This is a genomic window from Pseudomonas sp. CAU 1711, assembly GCF_039888625.1.
GTDB lineage: Bacteria > Pseudomonadota > Gammaproteobacteria > Pseudomonadales > Pseudomonadaceae > Aquipseudomonas.
On sequence record NZ_JBDQQT010000012.1, the window covers coordinates 161,332 to 184,779 of the forward strand.

At 65.2% G+C, this 23,448-nt stretch carries 18 protein-coding genes and 1 pseudogene; 13 read left to right on the forward strand and 6 right to left on the reverse strand.

The genetic code is table 11. From position 1 onward, the window contains the following. Positions 1-56: 56 nt before the first annotated feature. Positions 57-674: a TetR/AcrR family transcriptional regulator gene (locus AAFN46_RS15155; protein ID WP_347809520.1), complete on the reverse strand. Its 618-nt coding sequence runs from the start codon at positions 672-674 to the stop codon at positions 57-59. Positions 675-874: 200 nt separating this feature from the next. Here AAFN46_RS15155 and moaA point away from each other — a divergent pair, with 200 nt between their 5' ends. The 5 genes from moaA (at position 875) to AAFN46_RS15180 (ending at position 7,138) form a co-directional block, all read left to right on the forward strand. Beyond that, on the forward strand, positions 875-1,870 hold the full coding sequence (moaA, locus tag AAFN46_RS15160) for a GTP 3',8-cyclase MoaA (protein WP_347809521.1): 996 nt from the start codon (positions 875-877) through the stop codon (positions 1,868-1,870). A gap of 123 nt (positions 1,871-1,993) precedes the next feature. Next, entirely contained in the window at positions 1,994-3,352 is a 1,359-nt protein-coding gene (locus AAFN46_RS15165) for an 8-oxoguanine deaminase (protein WP_347809522.1), read from the forward strand. A gap of 68 nt (positions 3,353-3,420) precedes the next feature. After that, a complete protein-coding gene (locus AAFN46_RS15170; RefSeq protein ID WP_347809523.1) occupies positions 3,421-4,239 on the forward strand; it encodes a transporter substrate-binding domain-containing protein in 819 nt (272 codons plus the stop codon). A 431-nt stretch (positions 4,240-4,670) separates the two neighbouring features. Beyond that, positions 4,671-5,480: an outer membrane protein OmpK gene (locus AAFN46_RS15175; protein WP_347809524.1), complete on the forward strand. Its 810-nt coding sequence runs from the start codon at positions 4,671-4,673 to the stop codon at positions 5,478-5,480. A gap of 143 nt (positions 5,481-5,623) precedes the next feature. Then, positions 5,624-7,138 carry a nucleobase:cation symporter-2 family protein gene (locus AAFN46_RS15180; protein ID WP_347809525.1) on the forward strand — a complete coding sequence of 505 codons (1,515 nt, stop codon included), beginning with the start codon at positions 5,624-5,626 and terminating at the stop codon, positions 7,136-7,138. Between the two features lie 55 nt (positions 7,139-7,193). Here the strand turns inward: AAFN46_RS15180 and AAFN46_RS15185 are convergent, their stop codons facing one another. Next, positions 7,194-7,928, reverse strand: coding sequence for a phosphoadenylyl-sulfate reductase (locus tag AAFN46_RS15185; RefSeq protein ID WP_347809526.1), 735 nt, complete (start codon positions 7,926-7,928; stop codon positions 7,194-7,196). A gap of 187 nt (positions 7,929-8,115) precedes the next feature. Between AAFN46_RS15185 and thrH the strand changes: the two genes are divergently transcribed. Further along, positions 8,116-8,733, forward strand: a complete 618-nt coding sequence (gene thrH / locus AAFN46_RS15190) for a bifunctional phosphoserine phosphatase/homoserine phosphotransferase ThrH (protein WP_347809527.1) — start codon at positions 8,116-8,118, stop codon at positions 8,731-8,733. 65 nt (positions 8,734-8,798) lie between these two features. Here thrH and pabB read toward each other — a convergent pair whose 3' ends face one another. From pabB to AAFN46_RS15210, 4 genes are all read right to left on the reverse strand, one after another. Continuing rightward, positions 8,799-10,142: an aminodeoxychorismate synthase component I gene (pabB, locus tag AAFN46_RS15195; protein ID WP_347809528.1), complete on the reverse strand. Its 1,344-nt coding sequence runs from the start codon at positions 10,140-10,142 to the stop codon at positions 8,799-8,801. Between the two features lie 82 nt (positions 10,143-10,224). After that, on the reverse strand, positions 10,225-11,208 hold the full coding sequence (locus AAFN46_RS15200; protein ID WP_347809543.1) for an alpha-L-glutamate ligase-like protein: 984 nt from the start codon (positions 11,206-11,208) through the stop codon (positions 10,225-10,227). Positions 11,209-11,215: 7 nt separating this feature from the next. Continuing rightward, a complete protein-coding gene (locus AAFN46_RS15205; protein WP_347809529.1) occupies positions 11,216-12,742 on the reverse strand; it encodes an inactive transglutaminase family protein in 1,527 nt (508 codons plus the stop codon). 5 nt (positions 12,743-12,747) lie between these two features. Then, positions 12,748-13,284, reverse strand: coding sequence for an ATP-dependent zinc protease (locus AAFN46_RS15210; protein WP_347809530.1), 537 nt, complete (start codon positions 13,282-13,284; stop codon positions 12,748-12,750). A 255-nt stretch (positions 13,285-13,539) separates the two neighbouring features. Here AAFN46_RS15210 and AAFN46_RS15215 point away from each other — a divergent pair, with 255 nt between their 5' ends. The 7 genes and pseudogenes from AAFN46_RS15215 to AAFN46_RS15245 all read left to right on the forward strand — a co-directional run. Further along, positions 13,540-14,262 carry a GntR family transcriptional regulator gene (locus tag AAFN46_RS15215; protein ID WP_347809531.1) on the forward strand — a complete coding sequence of 241 codons (723 nt, stop codon included), beginning with the start codon at positions 13,540-13,542 and terminating at the stop codon, positions 14,260-14,262. Beyond that, positions 14,259-15,146, forward strand: a complete 888-nt coding sequence (gene prpB / locus AAFN46_RS15220) for a methylisocitrate lyase (RefSeq protein ID WP_347809532.1) — start codon at positions 14,259-14,261, stop codon at positions 15,144-15,146. The genes AAFN46_RS15215 and prpB overlap by 4 nt, the downstream gene beginning before the upstream one ends. Positions 15,147-15,170: 24 nt before the next feature. Continuing rightward, positions 15,171-16,328 (forward strand): 2-methylcitrate synthase, encoded by a 1,158-nt coding sequence (prpC, locus tag AAFN46_RS15225; protein ID WP_347809544.1) that lies wholly within the window; start codon positions 15,171-15,173, stop codon positions 16,326-16,328. Between the two features lies 1 nt (position 16,329). Next, positions 16,330-18,942 (forward strand): Fe/S-dependent 2-methylisocitrate dehydratase AcnD, encoded by a 2,613-nt coding sequence (acnD, locus tag AAFN46_RS15230; protein WP_347809533.1) that lies wholly within the window; start codon positions 16,330-16,332, stop codon positions 18,940-18,942. A gap of 152 nt (positions 18,943-19,094) precedes the next feature. After that, the gene (gene prpF / locus AAFN46_RS15235; RefSeq protein WP_347809534.1) at positions 19,095-20,276 is read left to right on the forward strand and encodes a 2-methylaconitate cis-trans isomerase PrpF; all 1,182 of its coding nucleotides are present in this window, start codon (positions 19,095-19,097) and stop codon (positions 20,274-20,276) included. 94 nt (positions 20,277-20,370) lie between these two features. Next, positions 20,371-21,855 carry a bifunctional 2-methylcitrate dehydratase/aconitate hydratase gene (locus tag AAFN46_RS15240; protein ID WP_347809535.1) on the forward strand — a complete coding sequence of 495 codons (1,485 nt, stop codon included), beginning with the start codon at positions 20,371-20,373 and terminating at the stop codon, positions 21,853-21,855. 14 nt (positions 21,856-21,869) lie between these two features. Then, positions 21,870-22,394: pseudogene (locus AAFN46_RS15245) on the forward strand (IS110 family transposase); the annotation flags it as partial. Positions 22,395-23,448: the final 1,054 nt, after the last annotated feature.

A 23,448-nucleotide genomic window follows, 5' to 3' on the forward strand; every position in this document is an offset into this window, starting at 1 on the left:
CCGAGTCGACTCCCTCTCCCGCCGGGAGAGGGCTGGGGTGAGGGGCTTATGCGAGCTCAGGCGCCCGCGGGCTGCACTTCGCAGCCCTTGAGCACCAGGCGGATGATGGTCTCCGCCGCCGCCTCGTAGTCGGCCTCGCTCAGGCTGGTCTTGCCGGTGACCACGGATATCTGCCAGTCGAAGTCGGCATAGGTCTGGGTCGCCGCCCAGATGCTGAACAGCAGGTGGCTGGCATCGATGCGCGCCATCAGGCCGCGTTCGATCCAGCGCTCGATGCAGTCGATGATGTAGCGCGCCTGGGCGTTGAGCTGCTCGGTGCGCTCGGCCGAGAGGTGCGGCGCGCCGTGCATGATCTCGCTGGCGAACACCTTGGAGGCGTAGGGCAGGTCGCGGGAGATGGCGATCTTGGTGCGAATGTAGTCGCGCAGCACCTGTTCCGGATGGCCGTTCTCGTCGAAGGGGGCGGAGGCCTGCAGCAGGCGCTCGATCACGCTCTCGAGCACCTCGCGATAGAGGTTTTCCTTGGACTTGAAGTAGTAGTAGACGTTGGGCTTGGGCAGGCCGGCCTTGTCGGCGATGTCGCTGGTCTTGGTGGCGGCGAAGCCCTTGTCGGCGAATTCCTGGCTCGCGGCCTGCAGAATGAGCGCTCTGTTGCGCGCGCGAATGCTGCTCACGTCGTCTCCTTGTTGGGCTCGTGCCGGCACCAGGAGGGCCGGCGGACGAGGGCTGGCATGGTAGCACCGGCCTCGCGAGAGCCTCAAGCAAGCAGCTGGTCGAAAGTGATGTATACAAAATTATTTACTTCTGTTTACATTGTTCCGTCCGTCCATGACGTCGGCGCCCAGGCCGGCGCGTGTTGCGGCAGGCTCAAGCCATGCTCGATCACCAGTTGCTCGATCCCTTCGGGCGTCGCATAACCTATCTGCGGCTGTCGGTCACCGATCGCTGCGACTTTCGCTGCACCTACTGCATGAGCGAAGACATGGTCTTCGCTCCGCGCGCGCAGATCCTCACCCTGGAAGAACTCTACGCCGTGGCCGATGCCTTTATCGGCCTGGGGGTGAAGCGCATCCGCATCACCGGGGGCGAGCCCCTGGTGCGCAAGAATCTGCTCTCCCTGCTGGCTCGCCTGGGCGCGCGTGCCGAGCTGGAGGACCTGGCGATCACCACCAACGGTTCGCAGCTGGCGCAGTTGGCACCGGCCCTGCGCGACGCCGGCGTCGACCGCCTCAATATCAGCCTGGACTCCCTGCGCCGCGAGCGCTTCGCCGCCTTCACCCGCCGCGACAGCCTGGACCAGGTGCTGCAAGGCGTCGAAGCGGCCCGCGCCACCGGCTTCCGCCGCATCAAGCTCAACACCGTGGTGCAGAAGGGGCGCAACGACGACGAGGTCGAGGACCTGGTGGCCTTCGCCGTCGAGCGCGGGCTGGACATCAGCTTCATCGAGGAGATGCCGCTCGGCAGCATCTCCAGCCACGAGCGCAAGGTCACCCTGTGCACCTCGGACGAGGTGCGCGAACGCATCGAGCGCCGCTTCGAGTTGCTGCCCAGCAGCCACCGCAGCGGCGGCCCTTCGCGCTACTGGCAGGTGCTGGGTAGCGCTACCCAGGTCGGCTTCATCTCGCCGCACAGCCGCAACTTCTGCGGCGACTGCAACCGCGTGCGGGTCACCGCCGAGGGCAAGCTGGTGCTGTGCCTCGGCCACGAGGGTGCGCTCGATCTAAGGGCACTGCTGCGCCGCCATCCCGGCGATGGCGAGCGGCTCAGGGCGGCGCTGATCGATGCCCTGCGCCTGAAGCCCGAGCGCCATCATTTCGAGGCGGACCAGCAGGTCCAGGTGGTCCGTTTCATGAGCATGACCGGAGGCTGAGCGCGCCCCCGGGCTCGTCCTGCGCTATGCCCCGTCTCTGCGGAGCCTGCGCCAGGGCCTGGGACACTTCGCCTCCAGTTTCCCGACAACAAAAACAAGACCCGAGCAGGGTGAGGAACACAGATGCCCAAGACATTGCTGGTAAAGAACGCCGAACTGCTGGTGACCATGGATGGCGAGCGTCGCGAGATCAAGCGCGGCGGCCTGTTCGTCGAGGACAACCTGATCAGGCAGGTCGGCCCCACCGACGAGCTGCCGCAGACCGCCGATGTGGTGCTGGACATGACCGGCAGGGTGGTCATTCCCGGCCTGGTAAACACCCACCACCATATGTACCAGAGCCTCACCCGCGTGGTCCCGGCGGCGCAGGACGGCGAGCTGTTCAACTGGCTGACCAATCTCTACCCGATCTGGGCGCGCCTGACTCCGGAGATGATCGAGGTCTCCACCCAGACCGCGATGGCCGAGCTGATCCTCTCCGGCTGCACCACCTCCAGCGATCACCTGTACATCTACCCCAACGGCTGCAAGCTGGACGACAGCATCCACGCCGCCCAGGAAATCGGCATGCGCTTCCACGCCGCGCGCGGCAGCATGAGCGTCGGCCGCAGCCAGGGCGGCCTGCCGCCGGACTCGGTGGTGGAGAAGGAGGCCGACATCCTCAAGGAGTCGCAGCGCCTGATCGAGGACTACCACGATGCCTCGCACGGCTCGATGCTGCGCGTGGTGGTGGCGCCCTGTTCGCCCTTCTCGGTGAGCCGCGACCTGATGCGCGAGGCGGCGGTGCTGGCGCGCCAATACGGCGTGTCGCTGCACACCCACCTGGCGGAGAACGTCAACGACATCGCCTACAGCCGCGAGAAATTCGGCATGACTCCGGCCGAGTACGCCGAGGACCTGGGCTGGGTCGGCCACGACGTGTGGCATGCCCACTGCGTGCAGCTGGACCAGCACGGCATCGAGCTGTTCGCCCGCACCGGCACCGGCGTCGCCCACTGCCCGTGCTCGAACATGCGCCTGGCTTCGGGCATCGCGCCGATCCGCAAGATGCGCGACCACGGCGTGCCGGTCGGTCTGGGCGTCGACGGCTCGGCCTCCAACGACGGCGCCAGCATGATCGGCGAGGTGCGCCAGGCCCTGCTGCTGCAGCGGGTCGGCTTCGGCCCCGATGCCATGACTGCCCGTGAGGCGCTGGAGATCGCCACCCTGGGCGGGGCCAAGGTGCTCAACCGCGATGACATCGGCGCCCTGGCGCCCGGTATGGCCGCGGATTTCGTGGCGTTCGACCTGTCCCACGTGGCCTACGCCGGGGCCCATCACGATCCGCTGGCGGCCCTGGTGTTCTGCACCCCGACCCAGGTCGACACCAGCGTGATCAACGGGCGCGTGGTGGTCAGTGGCGGGCGCATCACCACAGTCGATCTGCCGCGCGTACTGGAGCGGCATAACCGTCTGGCCCGCCGACTGGTCGGCGGCGAATAACGCCTGCGCATAGGCCCTGCCTGCGGGGTTCGCGTGCGTCCAATCGAAACGTGAGTCAGGAGAAGGTCATGAAACTGCGGATCATTGGCTGGCTGAGCGCCGGCCTCCTGTATACCAACTGCGCCCTGGCGCAGACCTATGTGGTCGGCGTCGAAGAGCAGTCCTTTCAACCGCACTACTGGCAGGACGAGAAGGGCGAGTACCGCGGCTTCGCCCGCGAGGTGCTGGACCTGTTCGCCCGCGAGGCCGGTATCGAGCTGCGCTACCAGGCCATGCCGATCAGCCAGTTGACGCGCCATCTGCTCAATGGCGGCGTCGATTTCAAGTACCCCGACAGCCCGCACTGGGGGCAGGACGTCAAGCAGGGGAAGGGCATCGTCTACAGCCAGGCGCTGGTCGACTATGTGGATGGCGTGCTGGTGGAACCGTCGCGCCTGGGCAAGGGGGTGGAGCGCTTGCAGCGGCTGGCCCTGGTCGACGGCTGGACGCCCGGTGGCTATCAGGTGCGCATCGCCGCCGGCCAGACCCAGTTGATACGCAGTGGCGACCTCCGGCAGATGCTGCGCCTGGCCATGCGCGACGAGGCGGACGGCGCCTACTACAACGTGGTGGTGGCGACCTACTACCTGGACAACATCCGCGCTCGGCCCGGTGCGCTGGTGTTCGATCCCGCGTTGCCGCACAGCCGCGGCAGCTTCCATCTCTCCAGCGTGCGCCAGCCGCAGTTGCTGCAGCGCTTCGACCAGTTCCTGAGTGCCCATGCCGGCGCCATAGCGGCCCTCAAGGAGCGCTATGGCGTGGAGGCCAACCTGAATTCCGAATACCTCGGCATGGAGCAATGGAAGGTCGACTTCCTCAAGCGGCAGAAGGAGAAGCACAAGCCCTGACGAGCGAACGGCTGTTTGAATAAATGTATACAGCTATGTATCGAAATATTGTTCTATATGTCCACAGGGTGTATAACGCGAAAAACCTGAGCGAAAGCTCAGGCTTTTGCCGATGACGTAACGCATGGGTGTCCGTGAGCACCCAAGTAAGCCCACGACCGAGAACAACAACAGGCAGGCTTTACCCATGAGTTCATCCATCTCCAGCGGAGCGCGCTCCGATCTCCCCCATGGCTTGGGTATCAAGCCGGGTTCGGCCCCACTGTCGTTCGCCGCCTCGCCCGCATCTGGCGTAAACGCCGCGTCGCCCGGGCGGCGCCTGGCCGGCTGAGCCTCACCCATTTCAATTCACCTGTCTGCAAGCCGCTCGCCGTGGAGGGCGGATCGTGGACGGGCAAACTGCAACCGCAAAAAACTACAAGGAAATCCCCATGCAACTGCGCTATCTGCCTCACTCCCTGGCTATCGCCGCCACCAGCCTGGCCGCCGCCCCGGCGACGGCCGGTGATCTGCTGCACTGGCAGAGCAACAGCCTGACCTACCTCTATGGCCAGAGCTACACGATCAACCCGAACGTCCAGCAGACCCTGACCTTCGAGCACGCCGATGGCTGGAAGTACGGCGACAACTTCTTCTTCCTCGACAAGATCTTCTACAACGGCGAAGAGGATGCCCTGGTCGGCAACAACACCTACTACGGCGAGTTCCAGCCGCGCCTGTCGCTGGGCAAGATCTTCGACCAGAAGATCCAGTTCGGCCCGGTGACCGACGTGCTGCTGGCCATGACCTACGAGTTCGGCGAGGGCGACGTCGAGTCCTACCTGATCGGCCCGGGCTTCGACCTGGCCATCCCCGGCTTCGACTTCTTCCAGCTCAACTTCTACAACCGCACCACCGATGGCAGCCGCCCGGGCGACAACGTCTGGCAGATCACCCCGGCCTGGAGCTACACCATCCCGGTCGGCGACTCCAATGTGGTGATCGACGGCTTCATGGACTGGGTCGTGGACAACGACGAGAACAGCCGCGGCACCTACCACGCCAACCTGCACTTCAACCCGCAGATCAAGTACGACCTGGGCAAGGCCATGGGCTGGGGCGAGAAGCAGCTGTACGTGGGTATCGAGTACGACTACTGGAAGGACAAGTACGGCATCGACGACGACAGCTTCCTGGGTGACCAGATCCTCGGCGGCACCGACCAGAACACCTTCAGTTGGATAGTCAAAGTGGTCTTCTAAGGCCGCTCGCAAAGCGGTATCGAGCGCGGCCCGGTAGCCGGAAGAGCCTCCGGGCTGCGCCGAAACTGTGTACATAAAGTATTTGATTGTGCGCCAGAACGTGTCGCGAGACGCGCCAGAACAACAAACGCGAGCAACTGAATATGACTTCTTCCGCTTCATCTCGTCCCGAGGACGAAAACCTAGGCGTTGGAGCCAACCTGGCTTACGGGCTCCAGCATGTATTGACCATGTATGGCGGCATCGTCGCCGTACCCTTGATCGTCGGCCAGGCCGCCGGTCTCGCCCCCGCCGACATTGGCCTGCTGATCGCCGCCTCGTTGTTTGCCGGCGGCCTCGCCACCCTGCTGCAGACCCTCGGCATCCCGTTCTTCGGCTGTCAGCTGCCGCTGGTGCAGGGCGTGTCCTTCGCCGGTGTGGCGACCATGATCGCCATCATCGGCAGCGATGGCGCCGGCGGCCTGCCCGCGGTGTTCGGCGCGGTGATCGCCGCCTCGCTGATCGGCTTGCTGATCACCCCGATATTCTCGCGCATCACCAAGTTCTTCCCACCCTTGGTGACCGGGATCGTCATCACCACCATCGGCCTGACCCTGATGCCGGTCGCCGCGCGCTGGGCCATGGGCGGCAACAGTGAGTCGCCGGACTTCGGCAGCACGGCCACCATCGGCCTGGCCGCCTTCACCCTGGCCACCGTGTTGCTGCTGAGCAAGCTGGGCAGCGCCAGCATCTCGCGCCTGTCGATCCTGCTGGCCATGATCATCGGCACCCTGGCCGCCACGGCTTTCGGCATGGCCGACTTCTCTCAGGTGCTCGAAGGCCCGCTGGTGGCGCTGCCGCAACCGTTGCACTTCGGTCCGCCGGAGTTCCAGGTCGCCGCCATCCTGTCGATGCTGATCGTGATCATCGTCACCCTGGTGGAGACCTCGGCGGATATTCTCGCCGTCGGTGAGATCATCGACACCAGAGTCGATTCGCGGCGCCTGGGCAACGGCCTGCGCGCGGACATGCTGTCCAGCAGCCTGGCGCCGCTGTTCGGCTCCTTCACCCAGAGCGCCTTCGCGCAGAACGTCGGCCTGGTCGCCGTGACCGGGGTGAAGAGCCGCTACGTGGTGGCCAGCGCCGGCCTGATCCTGGTGACCCTGGGCCTGCTGCCGGTGATGGGTCGGCTGATCGCCGCGGTGCCCACCGCCGTGCTCGGCGGCGCCGGCCTGGTGCTGTTCGGCACCGTCGCGGCCAGCGGCATCCGCACCCTGGCCCAGGTGGACTACCGCAACAACATGAACCTGATCATCGTCGCCACCTCGATCGGCTTCGGCATGATCCCGATTGCCGCGCCGAGCTTCTATCACCACTTCCCGAGCTGGTTCGAGACCATCTTCCACTCCGGCATCAGCTCGGCGGCGATCATGGCGATCCTGCTCAACCTGCTGTTCAACCATCTGCGCGCCGGCAACTCCGACCAGCAGTCGGTGTTCGTCGCCGCCAGCGAGCGCACCCTGCGTTACCAGGACATCGCCGCGCTCAACGATGGCGACTACTTCCGCGACGGCAAGCTGTTCGATTGCGAGGGCAAGGAGGTACCGATCGTGGCGGCGGACGAGGAGGGCGGGCACGTCTCGCGGCCGCGCACGCGGCAGGCCGAGCACGCGCACTGACGCGGCGGCCAGGAAAAGCAAAAGCGGCGCTTCGGCGCCGCTTTTTCGTATGGCCTCAGGCGCGGGCGATCAGGTTGCCGGCGTGCAGGCCGCACTCCTTCTGCGTCGCTTCTTCCCACCACCAGCGGCCCTCGCGCTCGTGCTGGTTGGGTAGCACGGGGCGGGTGCAGGGCTCGCAGCCGATGCTGATGAAGCCGCGCTCGTGCAGGCTGTTGTAGGGCAGCTCGAGCATGCGGATATAGGCCCAGACTTCCTCGCTGCTCATCTGCGCCAGCGGGTTGAACTTGTACAGCGGCTTGCCCTCGCCGGAGAAGGCGCCGTCCAGCTCCAGCACGGCCACCTGGCTGCGCGTGCCCGGGCTCTGGTCGCGGCGCTGGCCGGTGGCCCAGGCCCTGACGGTCGACAGCTTGCGTTTCAGCGGAGCGATCTTGCGGATGCCGCAGCACTCGCCGTGGCCATCCTTGTAGAAGCTGAACAGGCCCTTTTCCCTGACCATGGCTTCCAGCGCGGTGGCATCCGGGCTGAGCACTTCGATGGCGATGCCGTAGTGCTCGCGCACCTGCTCGATGAAGCGATAGGTCTCGGGGTGCAGGCGGCCGGTGTCGAGGGTGAAGACCTTGACCTGCTTGTTGAGCTTCCAGGCCATGTCCAGCAGCACGACGTCTTCGGCGCCGCTGAAGGAAATCCACAGATCGTCACCGAAGTGCTGGAAGGCCAGCTTGAGGATGTCCTGCGGGGACTTGTTGGCATAGGCCGCTGCCAATTCGGCAACGTTGAAGTTCTCACTCATCGGCTGTTTTCCTGGTGGGCGGCGCTCAAGCGCTCTGTGGCGGGGATGGTAACAAGAAAGCCGATATGCGGATAAATAACCAATTAAGAGTCTGACTGCCTGGTTTGGGTATAAGTATCGCGTTGCGCCCATGGGGGCGAGTCGTTAGAGTTCCGGCTCTTCATTATTCAGCCGTTAGGAGTCTGCCGTGGAAATCGCCTGCCTCGACCTCGAAGGTGTACTGGTTCCGGAAATCTGGATCGCCTTCGCCGAAAAAACCGGTATCGACGCGCTCAAGGCCACCACCCGCGACATCCCCGACTACGACGTGCTGATGAAGCAGCGCCTGCGCATCCTCGACGAGCACGGCCTGAAGCTGAGGGACATCCAGGAAGTGATCGCCACCCTCAAGCCGCTGGACGGCGCGGTGGAGTTCGTCGACTGGCTGCGCGAGCGCTTCCAGGTGGTGATCCTCTCCGACACCTTCTACGAGTTCTCCCAGCCGCTGATGCGCCAGTTGGGCTTCCCGACCCTGCTGTGCCACAAGCTGATCACCGACGAAACCGATCGCGTGGTGGACTACCAGCTGCGCCAGAAGGACCCCAAGCGCCAGTCGGTGATCGCCTTCAAGAGCCTGTACTACCGCGTGATCGCCGCCGGCGACTCGTACAACGACACCACCATGCTCAGCGAGGCCCATGCCGGCATCCTGTTCCACGCGCCGGACAACGTGATCCGCGAGTTCCCGCAGTTCCCCGCGGTGCATAGCTACGAGGACCTCAAGCGCGAGTTCCTCAAGGCGTCCAATCGCGAACTGAGCCTGTAAGGCATTGGCGTAATGCACAAGGCCCGCGAATGCGGGCTTTTGGGTTCCTGCGTTGGAGCTCGCTCTTACAGAGCCTCCAGCGTCTGCAGCAGCACTCTCACCTTGGTGATGGACTCCTGGTACTCCGCCTGCCAGTGCGAGTCCGCCACTATGCCGCCGCCGCCCCAGCAGCTGACCGTGCCGTCCTTGACCAGCAGGCTGCGGATGGCGATGGAACTGTCCAGCTCGCCGCGCACGTCAAGGTACAGCAGGGAGCCGCAGTACAGCGCGCGGCGGGTCGGTTCCAGCTCGTCGATGATCTGCATGGCGCGGATCTTCGGCGCGCCGGTGATGGAGCCGCCGGGGAAGCTGCCGGCGATCAGGTCCAGCGCATCGCGGCCCTCGGCCAGCTCGCCGGTCACCGCGCTGACCAGGTGGTGGACGTTGGGGTAACTCTCCAGGGCGAACAGCTCCGGTACCCTGACCGAGCCGATGCGGCAGCTGCGGCCCAGGTCGTTGCGCAGCAGGTCGACGATCATCAGGTTCTCGGCGCGGTCCTTGGCGCTGGCCAGCAGCTCGTCGGCATTGGCCTGGTCCTGCGCCGCATCGCTGCCGCGGGGCCGGGTGCCCTTGATCGGGCGGGTCTCCACGCGGCCCTGGCTGACCTGAAGGAAACGCTCCGGCGACAGGCTGAGGATGGCGTCGCCACCCTCCAGGGCCTGGAAGCCGGCGAAGGGCGTTGGGCAGGCGGCGCGCAGCGCCAGGTAGGCGGCCCAGGCGTCGCCCCGGCAGGGCGCCTGGAAGCGCTGGGCGAAGTTGACCTGGTAGCAGTCGCCGGCCTGGATATAGGCCTGGATGCGCTCGATGGCGCGGCGGTAGTCGTCCTGGCTCTGGTCAGCCTGGAAGGTCTGACGCAATGCGAAGGGTTCGAACTGCCCGGCGCTGCCCGCCTCGAACAGGCGCACCAGGCGCTCGCACTCGTCCGCCTCCAGCGTGGGGTGGAACACCAGCTGGCTGGTCTGGCGCAGGTGGTCGCTGATCAGCGCCCAGCCATACAGGCCGAAGCGCGCATCGGGCAGCTGCAGATCATCCAGTGCCTGCTCGGGCAGTTGCTCGAGGCGGCGGCCGAAGTCGTAGGCCAGGTAGCCGATCAGGCCGCCGGTGAAGGGCAGCTCGTAACCGCCAGGTGCCTCGGCGCGGCCCAGAGCGTTCAGGCCTTGGCGCAGGCGCCGAAAGAAACTCTCCCCGGTTTCGCGCTCTGTCGGCGCGTAGATTGCCTGCGGCCAGGCGCTAAGCAGGTCGAAGCGCCCGCGTTCGGCCTGCGGACGTCCCGCATCCAGCAGCACCGCTCCCGGCGCCTGGCGTACCAGGGCGAAGAAGGCGGCGGGGTCGGCCCGGTAGGGCAGTGGATGGACGCGGCAGAAACTCATGGGGCGGTTCTATGGCTGCGAAACTGCGATTGTACGGCGCAATGAAAAAGCCCGGCAGCGCCGGGCCTTAGCGAGCCTGGGCTCAGACTTCCTTGGGCTTGATATGGCCGAACAGCTGCTGGGCGAAGCGCACGCGATCTTCCACGCTTTCCTTCACGCCTTTCTTTTCCAGCTCGGCGATATGCGCTTCCACCGCATGGGCACGGTGGGTCAGGCCGCAGTCGTTGGCGATCTGGATATTCAGGCCGGGGCGGGCGTTGAGCTCGAGGATCAGTGGGCCCTTGTCCACGTCCAGCACCATGTCCACGCCGATATAGCCGAGGCCGCACAGCTCATGGCAGCCGGCCGCCAGCTTCATGAAGCCGTCCCAGTTGGGCAGCTGCACGCCATCCACCGCATTGGTGGTGTCAGGGTGCTTGGTGATCTTGTTGTTCAGCCAGGTGCCGCGCAGGGTGATACCGGTGGCCAGGTCGACGCCGACGCCGATGGCGCCCTGGTGCAGGTTGGCCTTGCCGTTGGACTGGCGGGTCGGCAGGCGCAGCATGGCCATCACCGGGTAGCCCATCAGCACGATGATGCGGATATCCGGCACGCCCTCGTAGCTGATGCTCTTGAAGATCGGGTCCGGGGTCACCCGGTACTCGATCAGTGCGCGGTCGCGGTGGCCGCCGAGGGAGTAGAGGCCGGTGAGGATGCTGGAGAGCTGATGCTCGATGTCTTCCTGGCTGACGATCTTGCCGGAGACGGTCTTGTAGCGCCCCTCGAACTTGTCGGCGATCACCAGGATGCCGTCGCCGCCGGCGCCTTGCGCCGGCTTGATCACGAAGTCGCTGCGCTCGCCGATGATCTCGGAGAACTTCTCGATCTCCTTCTCGGTGGAGATGATGCCGTACAGCTCGGGCACATCGATGCCAGCGGCGAGGGCGCGCTCCTTGGTGATGATCTTGTCGTCGACGATCGGGTACAGGTGCCGCTTGTTGTACTTCAGCACGTAGTCCGCGTTGCGTCTGTTGATGCCCATGATGCCTTTGGCTTCAAGGGCCTTCCACGTCTTCCACAGGCCGATCATGGGTTCAATCCTTCAGGAAGGCTTTGAAACGGAACAGCTCGGTCAGGCGGTAGCCGCGGTAGCGCCCCATCGCCAGCATGAAGCCCACCAGCACCATCAGCACGGCCGGGAAGGTGAAGATGAAGTAGGTCAGCTCCTCGATGCTCATCAGCATGTGGGCCAGGGCGGCGGCGATGATGGTGCCCACGGCCACCTTGAAGGCGTGATTGCCGCCACGCTCCTCCCAGGTGATGGACAGGCGCTCGATGGTCATGGTCAGGATCACCATCGGGAACAGCGCCACCGACAGGCCGCGCTCCAGGCCGAGCTTGTGGCTGAGCAGGCTGATCACGGCGATCAGCACCACCACGAAGGTCAGCACCACCGACAGGCGCGGCAGCATCTGCAGCTTGAGGTGCTCCAGGTAGGAGCGCAGCGACAGGCCGAGGGCGGTGATGATGGTGAACAGTACGATGCCGAAGCCCAGCTGGGTCTCGCGGAAGGCCAGGGCGATCAGTACCGGGGTGAAGGTGCCGAGGGTCTGCAGGCCGCCGAGGTTGCGCAGGATCAGGATCACCAGCACGCCGATCGGGATCATGATCATGATCTGGTAGGTCTGCTGGGTCTGCAGAGGCAGGCCGTAGAGCGAGTATTCGAGGAAGTCGACGTCGGTGTTCTCGTCGGTCAGCTTGGCCAGGCGGATGGCGTTCATCTCGCTGTTGTTCAGGGTGAAGCTGACCTGGGCCTTCTTGCCGCCTTCGATATTGACCAGCGGTTCGTCGCCGGTCCACCAGATCACGCGGTCGGCCGGCAGGCCCTGTTCGCCGCTGTCTGGGTTGAAGTACAGCCAGTTCTCGCCGTTGAAGCTGCGCAGCCATAGTTCGGGAGATTGCTGGCTATCGGCCGCCAGGCGGATGGTGTGCACCCGCTCCATCGGCACGTGGGCGATGGACAGCAGCAGGTCGATCACCTTGGCTTTGTTGGTGGTGGAGGCATCGCCACCGAGCAGCAGTTTGACGTTGTCGTCGCCGGTATTGTTGACGCGCTTGATGGTCTCGCTGATGAAGGTCTGCACATCCGCCGAATGCTGGCGGATGGGGGCGAGCAGGGCCTCGGCGGCGATCTTCTCGGCGCCTTCGACCGGGATGCTGTCGCGGAAGATCGGGCCCTTGGCTTTGACCGGCTCGCCGCTGTAGCGCTTGGTCAGCACCAGGCGGTAGTAGAGGGTCTGCTTGCCGCTGGCGCGGCGCGCCGACCAGGTCAGCTTGCGGTTGCCGTCGGCGCGGTTGACGCTCACCCCGTAGTTGTTGGAGATGAAGCTCTCGTTGAGGCTGACGTAGTCCTGGTTCAGCGGCGGCACGAACAGCTGAACCTTGACCGGTTCACGCGGGCTGGCCTGGAACTCGACCTTGGCGTCGATGTTCCACAGGTCGTCGGTTTCGTCCTCGGTCACCGGAATGCCGAGGACGAAGATCTGGTAGGCCGTGACCAGAATGCCCACCGTCACCAGCAGGGTGATAAGGACTTTCAGATGCAGGTTGAGAGAGCGCATGTCAGTTACTCGGCAGAGTGTGCGTCGGAAGAGCAGCCGGGCTTGCCGGCGGAGTATTTAAGACTAGGGTCGACCATGGCATCCAGTCGCTTGAGCGCCTCGGAGCCTATCAGCAGCGGGTATTGGAACGCGCTGCGATCGGTCAGGTTCACCTCGATGCTGCGCCGGGTCTGGCCCATGCACAGCTCGAGCTTGATCACCGGGCGGGCCGTGTAGGTCTTGCCCTCTTCGGGATCGTAGTCACCGGAGCGGCGCTTGATCTTGCTGATGCGTGCCAGAGGCCGCTCGATAGCGTGTTCGTGGGCTTCGTCTATGGCCAGGTAGAAGCGCACCCAGGTCTCGCCGTCACGTTTGAAACGCTTGATGTCACGCGCGCTGAGCGAGGCGGTCTTGGCGCCGGTGTCGAGTTTGGCGGCGACCTCCAGGTCGAGCTCGGAGATGCGCACATACTCATTCAGACCATAGACGGTCTTTTCGGCGGCGACACTCAGGCCGGGCAGCAAGCTGAAACCTAGGAGAAGGGCGAAGGGCTTGAGTCGCATAAATCCTTGTTGGTCGCGTCGGGCATGACGAAGACGGTCAGTCGGGTGGAGTCTAGCAGCCACGTCGGCCAACTCATGCGGGCGGCATTCTACCATGGGCTTTTTCTGCCGTGACAGTCGCTTATGAGCGTTTCTGCAGGTGAAGTGAAGGATTTTTTCGCTCTGAGATGCTCGCCTTGATTGTCGACAATGTTTGACTGATGTGCTTTTTTTGGCGTAGCTTTCGCTCATAAATATATTGCCGTGTCGACAATCATGAGCGAGATACTCGAGCCTGTCGCTACCGCTCAGGAAGACTCCGGGACCCTGGCCGAGCATGTCTTTCGCAGCATCCAGGCGGCCATAGTGCGTGGCGAAATACCACCCGGCAGCAAGATTTCCGAGCCGGAACTGGCGCGCACCTATGGCATCAGCCGCGGGCCGCTGCGCGAGGCCATTCACCGTCTGGAAGGGCAGAAGCTGCTGGTGCGGGTGCCCCATGTCGGCGCCCGGGTGGTGTCGCTCAGCCATGCCGAGCTGGTCGAGCTGTACGAGATCCGCGAGTCGCTGGAGGGCATGGCCTGCCGTCTGGCCGCCGAGCGCATGAGCCAGAGCGAGATCGACGAGCTGCGCCGGGTGCTCGACCTGCACGAGCAGGACGCCGCCTTCAAGACCGGACTCGGCTACTACCAGCAGGAAGGCGACTTCGACTTCCACTACCGGATCATCCAGGGCAGCGGCAACCGCACCCTGGCCAAGCTGCTGTGCGACGAGCTGTACCAGTTGGTGCGCATGTACCGCCTGCAGTTCTCGGCGACGCCCAACCGGCCGCATCAGGCCTTCGCCGAGCACCACCGCATTCTCGATGCCATCGCCGAACGTGACGGCGAACTGGCCGAACTGCTGATGCGCCGTCACATCGGTGCATCCAAGCGCAATATCGAGCGCCATTACCAGGACGCGCTCGCCAAATCGTCCAAGCCACGAGGTGACTCATGACCCAGCTTTCCCCCGGACAGCGTTTCCGCCAGGCTCTCGCCGAAGAGCAGCCGCTGCAGGTGATAGGCGCGATCAACGCCAATCACGCGCTGCTCGCCAAGCGTGCCGGCTTCAGGGCCATCTACCTGTCCGGCGGCGGCGTCGCCGCCGGTTCCCTGGGCCTGCCGGACTTAGGGATAAACACCCTGGACGACGTGCTCACCGACGTGCGCCGCATCACCGATGTCTGCGACCTGCCGCTGCTGGTGGACATCGACACCGGCTTCGGCCCCAGTGCCTTCAATATCGAGCGCACCATCAAGAGCCTGATCAAGGCCGGTGCCGCCGCCGCGCATATCGAGGACCAGGTCGGCGCCAAGCGCTGCGGTCACCGCCCGGGCAAGGAGATCGTCTCCTGCGAGGAGATGGTCGATCGGGTCAAGGCGGCCGCCGATGCCAGGACCGACCCGAACTTCTTCCTGATCGCCCGCACCGATGCGATCCAGGCCGAGGGCGTGGACGCCGCCATCGAGCGCTGCCAGCGCTATGTCGAGGCCGGCGCCGACGGCATCTTCGCCGAGGCCGCCTACGACCTGCCGACCTACCGGCGCTTCGTCGAGGCGCTCAAGGTGCCGGTGCTGGCCAATATCACCGAGTTCGGCGCCACTCCGCTGTTCACCCGCGACGAACTGGCCTCGGTCGGCGTGGCCATCCAGCTCTACCCGCTGTCGGCCTTCCGCGCCGCCAACAAGGCGGCGGAAACCGTCTACACCGCGATCCGCCAGCAGGGCCATCAGCAGAGCGTGATCGAGCTGATGCAGACCCGCGCGGAACTCTACGACCGCATCGGCTACCACGCCTTCGAACAGAAGCTCGACGCCCTGTTCGCCGCCGGCAAGAAGTGAAGAACAACAAGACTCGAGGAGACAATCATGAGCAGCGAAACCAGCGCCGCCTTCAAGCCGAAGAAGTCCGTGGCCCTCTCCGGCACCGCCGCCGGCAACACCGCCCTGTGCACCGTGGGCCGCACCGGCAACGACCTGCATTACCGCGGCTACGACATTCTCGACGTCGCCACCACCTGCGAATTCGAGGAGATCGCCCACCTGCTGGTGCATGGCAAGCTGCCGAATGTCGCCGAGCTGGCCGCCTACAAGGCCAAGCTCAAGGCCCTGCGCGGCCTGCCGGCGGGCGTCAAGGCCGCGCTGGAGCAGCTGCCGCCCTCGGCGCACCCGATGGACGTGATGCGCACCGCGGTGTCCGTGCTCGGCTGCCTGGCGCCGGAGAAGGACGACCACAATCACCCGGGTGCCCGCGATATCGCCGACAAGCTGATGGCCTCGCTGGGCTCGGCCCTGCTGTACTGGTATCACTTCAGCCATAACGGCCGGCGCATCGAGGTGGAGACCGACGACGACTCCATCGGCGGGCACTTCCTGCACCTGCTGCACGGCGAGAAACCGCGCGAGTCCTGGGTGCGCGCCATGCACACCTCGCTCAACCTCTATGCCGAGCACGAGTTCAACGCCTCGACCTTCACCGCGCGGGTGATCGCCGGCACCGGCTCCGACATGTTCAGCTGCATCGCCGGCGCCATCGGCGCGCTGCGCGGGCCCAAGCATGGCGGCGCCAACGAGGTGGCCTTCGAGATCCAGAAGCGCTACGACAATCCGGCCGAGGCCGAGGCCGATATCCGCGCCCGCGTCGAGCGCAAGGAAGTGGTGATCGGCTTCGGCCACCCGGTCTACACCGTGTCCGACCCGCGCAACAAGGTGATCAAGGAAGTCGCCCGCCAGCTTTCCGCCGAGCAGGGCAACAGCAAGATGTATGACATCGCCGAGCGCCTGGAGAGCGTGATGTGGGAGATCAAGAAGATGTTCCCCAACCTCGATTGGTTCAGCGCCGTCAGCTACCACATGATGGGTGTGCCCACCGCCATGTTCACTCCGCTGTTCGTCATCGCCCGCACCTCGGGCTGGTCCAGCCACGTCATCGAGCAGCGCATCGACGGCAAGATCATCCGCCCCAGCGCCAACTATGTCGGCCCGGAAGATCTGCAGTTCGTGCCGCTCAAGGACCGCAAATAAAATGAACAAGCATTACCGTGAACGCCTGCCGGGCACCGACCTGGACTACTACAACGCCCCCGCAGCGGTCGACGCCATTCAGGCCGGCGCCTGGGCCAGGCTGCCCTACACCAGCCGCGTGCTGGCCGAGCAGCTGGTGCGCCGCTGCGAGCCGGAGCTCCTCAGCGCCGCGCTGGAGCAGCTGATCTTCCGCAGGCGTGACCTGGACTTCCCCTGGTATCCGGCCCGCGTGGTGTGCCACGACATCCTCGGCCAGACCGCGCTGGTGGATCTCGCCGGCCTGCGCGACGCCATCGCCGAACGCGGCGGTGATCCGTCCAAGGTCAATCCGGTGGTGCCGACCCAGCTGATCGTCGACCACTCGCTGGCCGTGGAGGCCGCCGGCTTCGACCCGGATGCCTTCGCCAAGAACCGCGCTATCGAGGAGCGCCGCAACGAGGACCGCTTCCACTTTATCGAGTGGACCAAGACCGCGTTCAAGAATGTCGATGTGATCCCGGCCGGCAACGGCATCATGCACCAGATCAATCTGGAGAAGATGAGCCCGGTGATCCAGAACCGTGGCGGCCTGGCGTTTCCCGACACCTGCGTCGGCACCGACTCGCACACCCCGCACGTCGATGCGCTGGGGGTGATCGCCATCGGCGTCGGCGGCCTGGAGGCCGAGACCGTGATGCTCGGCCACCCGTCGATGATGCGCCTGCCCGACATCGTCGGGGTCAGGCTGACCGGCAAGCGCCAGCCGGGCATAACCGCCACCGATATCGTCCTGGCCCTGACCGAGTTCCTGCGCCAGGAGCGGGTGGTCGGCGCCTGGGTCGAGTTCTTCGGCGAAGGCGCGGACAGCCTGAGCATCGGCGATCGCGCGACCATCTCCAATATGTGCCCGGAATACGGCGCGACGGCGGCGATGTTCTATATAGACGAGCAGACCATCGACTACCTCAAGCTCACCGGCCGCGAGCCGGAGCAGGTGGCGCTGGTCGAGCGCTACGCCAAGACCCTGGGGCTGTGGGGCGATGCGCTTGCGACCGCCGAGTACGAGCGGGTGCTGCAGTTCGATCTGTCCAGCGTGGTGCGCAACCTGGCAGGTCCCTCCAACCCGCACAAGCGCCTGCCGACCTCGGCGCTGGTCGAGCGCGGCATCGCCGGCGAAGCCAGTCTGGCCGCGGCCAGGGCTGAGGAGGCCCAGGGCCTGCTGCCGGACGGCGCGGTGATCATCGCCGCCATCACCAGCTGCACCAACACCTCCAACCCGCGCAACGTGGTCGCCGCCGGCCTGTTGGCGCAGAAGGCCAATGCCCTGGGTCTGGTGCGCAAGCCCTGGGTCAAGAGCTCCTTCGCCCCGGGCTCGAAGGTGGCCCGGCTGTACCTGGAGGAGGCCGGCCTGCTGGCGGAGCTGGAGAAGCTCGGCTTCGGCATAGTCGCCTACGCCTGCACCACCTGCAACGGCATGTCCGGCGCGCTGGACCCGGCGATCCAGCAGGAGATCATCGAGCGCGACCTGTACGCCACGGCGGTGCTGTCCGGCAACCGCAACTTCGACGGGCGCATCCACCCCTACGCCAAGCAGGCCTTCCTCGCCTCGCCGCCGCTGGTGGTGGCCTATGCCATCGCCGGCACCGTGCGCTTCGATATCGAGCGGGATGTGCTGGGCACCGATAACAACGGCAACCCGGTGACCCTGAAGGACCTGTGGCCGAGCGACGAGGAGATCGACGCAATCGTCGCCGCCAGCGTCAAGCCCGAGCAGTTCAAGCAGGTCTACATCCCCATGTTCGACCTCGGCAGCGTGCGGGAGGCCGAGAGCCCGCTGTACGACTGGCGGCCGATGTCCACCTACATCCGCCGCCCGCCGTACTGGGAAGGCGCGCTGGCCGGCGAGCGCACGCTCAAGGGCATGCGTCCGCTGGCGATCCTGCCGGACAACATCACCACCGATCACCTGTCGCCGTCCAACGCCATCCTGGCCGACTCGGCGGCCGGCGAATACCTGGCGAAGATGGGCCTGCCGGAGGAGGACTTCAACTCCTACGCCACCCATCGCGGCGACCACCTCACCGCGCAGCGCGCCACCTTCGCCAACCCCAAGCTGTTCAACGAGATGGTGCGGGACGAGGCGGGCAAGGTGAGACAGGGCTCGCTGGCGCGGGTCGAGCCGGAAGGCCAGGTGATGCGCATGTGGGAGGCGATCGAGACCTACATGAACCGCAAGCAGAACCTGATCATCATCGCCGGCGCCGACTACGGCCAGGGCAGCTCGCGGGACTGGGCGGCCAAGGGCGTGCGCCTGGCCGGCGTCGAGGTCATCGTCGCCGAAGGCTTCGAGCGCATCCACCGCACCAACCTGGTGGGCATGGGCGTGCTGCCGGTCGAGTTCAAGCCGGGCACCACGCGCCTGACCCTGGGCCTGGATGGCACCGAGACCTTTGATGTCGAGGGCGAAGTCTCGCCGCGCTGCGATCTGACCCTGGTGGTCAACCGACGCAACGGCGAGGTGCTGCGGGTGCCGGTGACCTGTCGCCTGGACACTGCCGCCGATGTCAGCGTGTACCAGGCCGGCGGTGTGCTGCAGCGCTTCGCCAAGGACTTTCTGGAATCCACTGCCGGCTAAGGTCGGCGCTCACTCCCTCTCCCTTCGGGAGAGGGCAGGGGCGGCCGGCGTACCGGTGAGGGAGGCGGTCTCCCTCATCCGCCCTGCGGGCACCTTCTCCCAGGGGGAGAAGGGTGGCTCCAGGACTACTTCTATCAAGCCAGGACGAAATCATGGCTCATCAACCCCAGATCAAGATTCCCGCCACCTATATGCGTGGCGGCACCAGCAAGGGCGTGTTCTTCCGCCTGCAGGACCTGCCCGAGCGCTGCCAGGTGCCAGGCGAGGCCCGTGACCGTCTGTTCATGCGGGTGATCGGCAGCCCCGACCCCTATGCGGCACATATCGACGGCATGGGCGGCGCCACTTCCAGTACCAGCAAGTGCGTGATCTTGTCGAAGAGCTCCCGGCCGGATCACGACGTCGACTACCTCTACGGTCAGGTCGCCATCGACAAGGCCTTCGTCGACTGGAGCGGCAACTGCGGCAACCTTTCGACAGCGGCAGGCGCCTTCGCCATCCATGCCGGCCTGGTCGACCCGGCGCGCATTCCCGAGAACGGCACCTGTGAGGTACGCATCTGGCAGGCCAATATCCACAAGACCATCATCGCCCACGTGCCGGTGAGCAATGGCCAGGTTCAGGAGACCGGCGACTTCGAGCTGGATGGGGTGACCTTCCCGGCGGCGGAGATCGTGCTGGAGTTCCTCGATCCGTCCGATGACGGCGAAGGCTCGATGTTTCCCACCGGCAACCTGGTCGATGACCTGGAAGTACCGGGTGTCGGTACCTTCAAGGCGACCCTGATCAGCGCCGGCATCCCCACCGTGTTCGTCAATGCCGAGGACATCGGTTGCCAGGGCACCGAACTGCGCGAGGACATCAATGGCGATTCGGCGCAGCTGGCGCGCTTCGAGGCCATCCGCGTGGCCGGGGCGCTGCGCATGGGCCTGATCGAGAGGGCGGAGGAGGCGGCCACCCGCCAGCACACGCCGAAGATCGCCTTCGTCGCCAGCCCCAAGACCTACCAGGCCTCCAGCGGCAAGCAGGTGGGCGCCGACGAGGTCGATCTGCTGGTGCGCGCGCTGTCCATGGGCAAGCTGCACCACGCCATGATGGGTACCTGCGCGGTGGCCATCGGCACGGCGGCGGCGATCCCCGGCACCCTGGTCAACCTGGCGGCCGGCGGCGGCGAGCGCGAGGCGGTGCGTTTCGGCCACCCCTCCGGCACCCTGCGGGTCGGCGCCCAGGCGCGTCTGGTCGATGGCCGGTGGACGGTGACCAGGGCTATCATGTCGCGCTCCGCGCGGATTCTGATGGAGGGCTGGGTGCGGGTTCCGGGCGACAGCTTCTAGGCGGGCTCGCTGCCGGGCGTCGAGGCCAGGCGCTAGGCTGATTGAAACGGGGGCGGGTTGCGAGCCGCCCGGCAATCGGTCAGGAGGCGTCGCCATGTCCGCCGGCTTCGAACTCAAGCAACGGCCCGACTACGACCGGGTCCTTCAGGATATTGCCGACTATGTGCTGCACGGTCGCATCGACTCGGAGGAGGCCTTCGACACGGCGCGCCTGTGCCTGATGGACAGCCTCGGTTGCCTGTTGCAGGCCCTGGCCTTTCCCGAGTGCACCAAGCTCCTGGGGCCGCCGGTCGAGGGCACCTGGGTGCCTGAGGGGGCGCGGGTACCGGGCACCCGCCTGCGCCTGGAGCCGGCCAAGGCGGCGTGGGACATCGGTTGCCTGGTACGCTGGCTGGACTACAACGACACCTGGCTGGCGGCCGAGTGGGGCCATCCCTCGGACAATCTCGGCGCCATCCTGGCCGTGGCCGATCACCTGGCCCAGCGCCGGGCCCGGCGCGGCGAGCCCGCGCTGACGATGCGCGTGGTGCTCGAAGCGATGATCATGGCCCACGAGATTCAGGGGGTGATGGCCCTGGACAATGCCTTCAATCGCGTCGGCCTGGACCATGTGATCCTGGTCAAGCTGGCGTCCGCCGCGCTCAGCGCCAAGCTGCTGGGCGCCGATCGCGAACAGTTGCTGTCGGCGCTGTCCCATGTGTTCGTCGACGGCCATCCGCTGCGCACCTATCGCCAGGCGCCCAATACCGGCAGTCGCAAGTCCTGGGCGGCGGGCGATGCCGCCAGTCGCGGGGTGCAGCTGGCCGATATCGCCCTGCGCGGCGAGATGGGGGTGCCCGGGGTGCTGGAGGCGCCGCAGTGGGGCTTCTATGACGTGCTGTTCAGCCACACCTGCGACAATCTGAAGACCAAGCCGGCGGGGCGGCGCCGCTTCAGCCTGCCCCAGGCCTTCGGCAGCTACGTGATGGAGCAGGTGCTGTTCAAGATCAGCTTTCCCGCCGAGTTTCACGGCCAGACCGCCTGCGAGGCGGCGCTCATCCTGCATCCGCAGGTACGCGAACGTTTGCCGGAGATCGAGCGCATCCGCATCGCGACCCAGCAATCGGCGCTGCGCATCATCGACAAGCGTGGCGAGCTGGCCAATCCCGCCGACCGCGACCACTGCCTGCAGTACATGACCGCCGTGTGCCTGGCCTTCGGCTGCCTGCGCGCCGAGCACTACGAGGATGCCTTCCACGCCGCCCATCCGCTCCTCGACGAGCTGCGCTCGAAGATGGAGCTGGTCGAGGAGCCGCGCTACAGCCGCGACTACCTGGACTCCGCCAAGCGCTCGATCGCCAACGCCGTGCAGGTGTTCTTCCGCGACGGCAGCTGCACCGAGCCGGTGGCGGTGGAGTATCCGCTCGGCCACCGGCGCCGGCGCGCCGAGGCCAGGCCGCTGCTCGAGGCGAAGTTCGAGGCCGCCCTGGCCAGCCGCTTCGCCCCGCGCCGGCGCGCCGAGATTCTCGCCCTGTGTCGCGACCCCGCGCGTCTGGAGGCGATGCCGGTGGAGCGCTTCATGGAGCTCTGGGTGATCTGAGCGGCGAAAGGCAGGTACTGGCGGAGATCAGCCTCTACGAGCAATCGATGCACAGCGTCGAAACCCAGCTGGCCACCCTGCATGCAGAAGACGACACGATCCGCCGGCTGGACGCAGTCAGCGGCATCGGCCTGCTGACGGCCAGCGCCCTGAAAACTGCAGTGGGTAGACCGGAGCGTTTTGGTAGTGGTCGCCAACTGAGCGCCTGGCTGGGCATGACTCCGAACGAACACAGCAGCGGCGATAAACGTCGGCTGGGGCGGATCAGCGGGCGCGGCAACACCTACGTGCGCACCTTACTGATTCATGGTGCGCGTTCGTCGCTGCTGGCGGCGCAACGTTGTAGTCGAAACCACCCGGAACGGCTGACCCGGCTGCAGCAGTGGGCCGTGGCGACGGCCGAACGCATAGGCCCCAACAAGGCGGTAGTGGCCCTGGCCAACAAACTGGTGCGGATCTGCTGGGCGGTGTGGTGTGAGGAGCGGCGCTTCAGTGGCGACTGGCAGAGTCAGGCGCCCGCCGGAGGCGGGCGAGGTTAACAGGGAAAGGGGAGGAGTAACAGTTCGAGTGGTTGTGGTGGGAAGCGACACTGTCGGAAAGGGCGAGTCCTGCAGCGGAACAAGGCCGATAACAATACTGATCCTCGTGATCGTTTGAGCGCTTGGCCCCCGCTGTGCGAACTACAGAATGGCCCGGGCCTGGTGCCCACAGAAAGGCCGGATATACGAATGCAACCGCACCGACGGCAGTGGAACAGAAAAGCTTTGCCTGCTACTTGCGGGGAGAGTCCATATACGCATTGTTAGGCATTTCTCCGGTCTTGAGTTTTGTGCCAATGCTCTATGCTCTTTAGTACTTTTTCAAAGCACTCCTTGCATGTGTTGGTTTGTTGGCTCTGATATGAAGGAGATTTTCCGCAATAAGAGCAGTTTTGCATCCTTGCTTCACTGTTTGTATGGAGTTTATCTAGTGCTGTTCTAATGCAGTTTTCGCAAGCATAGCCGTTTAGGCCGTGCACTGTTGGCCCGCCACAGCTACCAAGCCGTAGTGTGCATGGTCGCTTGCACGACTCTTCAAAGGTTACTTGCTGTCTTTCCATGACTGCCTAACGTTTGGTTAAGGGGCGGCCAAAAGCGCAGCTTTTGGACGTCCAAGTGAGCAGAGCGAACGACTTGAACCAGTTGTTAGGCTGCGGACTTCGATTCGGACGCAGGAAATGAATATCACACAGTGGCCGACCCGCAGCGAACTTTCAAGCCATGTATTTATTTTGGCTGGGGCCTCGACTAAGCGGACATCCAGGCGCTTGCGGCGATAACCCGCAGCCTTGATGCGCGGCGAGCAGCGAAGAAGCTGGAGCGGGGCGCCGAAGCAGTTTTTGAGCACATTTGGCTTTGGTGTTGCACGTAGTATTGGGTTGTGACTTTTCAAGACTTCCAAGCCCGCACATTCCTTTGTTGCTTTTGCCGCCTAACGTTTGGTTAAGGGGCGGCCAAAAGCGCAGCTTTTGGACGTCCAAGTGAGCGAAGCGAACGACTTGAACCAGTTGTTAGGCTGCGGACTTCGAGTCGGACGCAGGAAATGAATATCGCA

Coding starts and splice junctions, on each gene's coding strand:
- moaA (WP_347809521.1), top strand. CDS start 875: ATGCTCGATCACCAGTTGCTCGATCCCTTCGGGCGTCGCATAACCTAT.
- AAFN46_RS15165 (WP_347809522.1), top strand. CDS start 1,994: ATGCCCAAGACATTGCTGGTAAAGAACGCCGAACTGCTGGTGACCATG.
- AAFN46_RS15170 (WP_347809523.1), top strand. CDS start 3,421: ATGAAACTGCGGATCATTGGCTGGCTGAGCGCCGGCCTCCTGTATACC.
- AAFN46_RS15175 (WP_347809524.1), top strand. CDS start 4,671: ATGCAACTGCGCTATCTGCCTCACTCCCTGGCTATCGCCGCCACCAGC.
- AAFN46_RS15180 (WP_347809525.1), top strand. CDS start 5,624: ATGACTTCTTCCGCTTCATCTCGTCCCGAGGACGAAAACCTAGGCGTT.
- AAFN46_RS15185 (WP_347809526.1), bottom strand. CDS start 7,928: ATGAGTGAGAACTTCAACGTTGCCGAATTGGCAGCGGCCTATGCCAAC.
- pabB (WP_347809528.1), bottom strand. CDS start 10,142: ATGAGTTTCTGCCGCGTCCATCCACTGCCCTACCGGGCCGACCCCGCC.
- AAFN46_RS15205 (WP_347809529.1), bottom strand. CDS start 12,742: ATGCGCTCTCTCAACCTGCATCTGAAAGTCCTTATCACCCTGCTGGTG.
- AAFN46_RS15210 (WP_347809530.1), bottom strand. CDS start 13,284: ATGCGACTCAAGCCCTTCGCCCTTCTCCTAGGTTTCAGCTTGCTGCCC.
- AAFN46_RS15215 (WP_347809531.1), top strand. CDS start 13,540: ATGAGCGAGATACTCGAGCCTGTCGCTACCGCTCAGGAAGACTCCGGG.
- prpB (WP_347809532.1), top strand. CDS start 14,259: ATGACCCAGCTTTCCCCCGGACAGCGTTTCCGCCAGGCTCTCGCCGAA.
- acnD (WP_347809533.1), top strand. CDS start 16,330: ATGAACAAGCATTACCGTGAACGCCTGCCGGGCACCGACCTGGACTAC.
- prpF (WP_347809534.1), top strand. CDS start 19,095: ATGGCTCATCAACCCCAGATCAAGATTCCCGCCACCTATATGCGTGGC.
- AAFN46_RS15240 (WP_347809535.1), top strand. CDS start 20,371: ATGTCCGCCGGCTTCGAACTCAAGCAACGGCCCGACTACGACCGGGTC.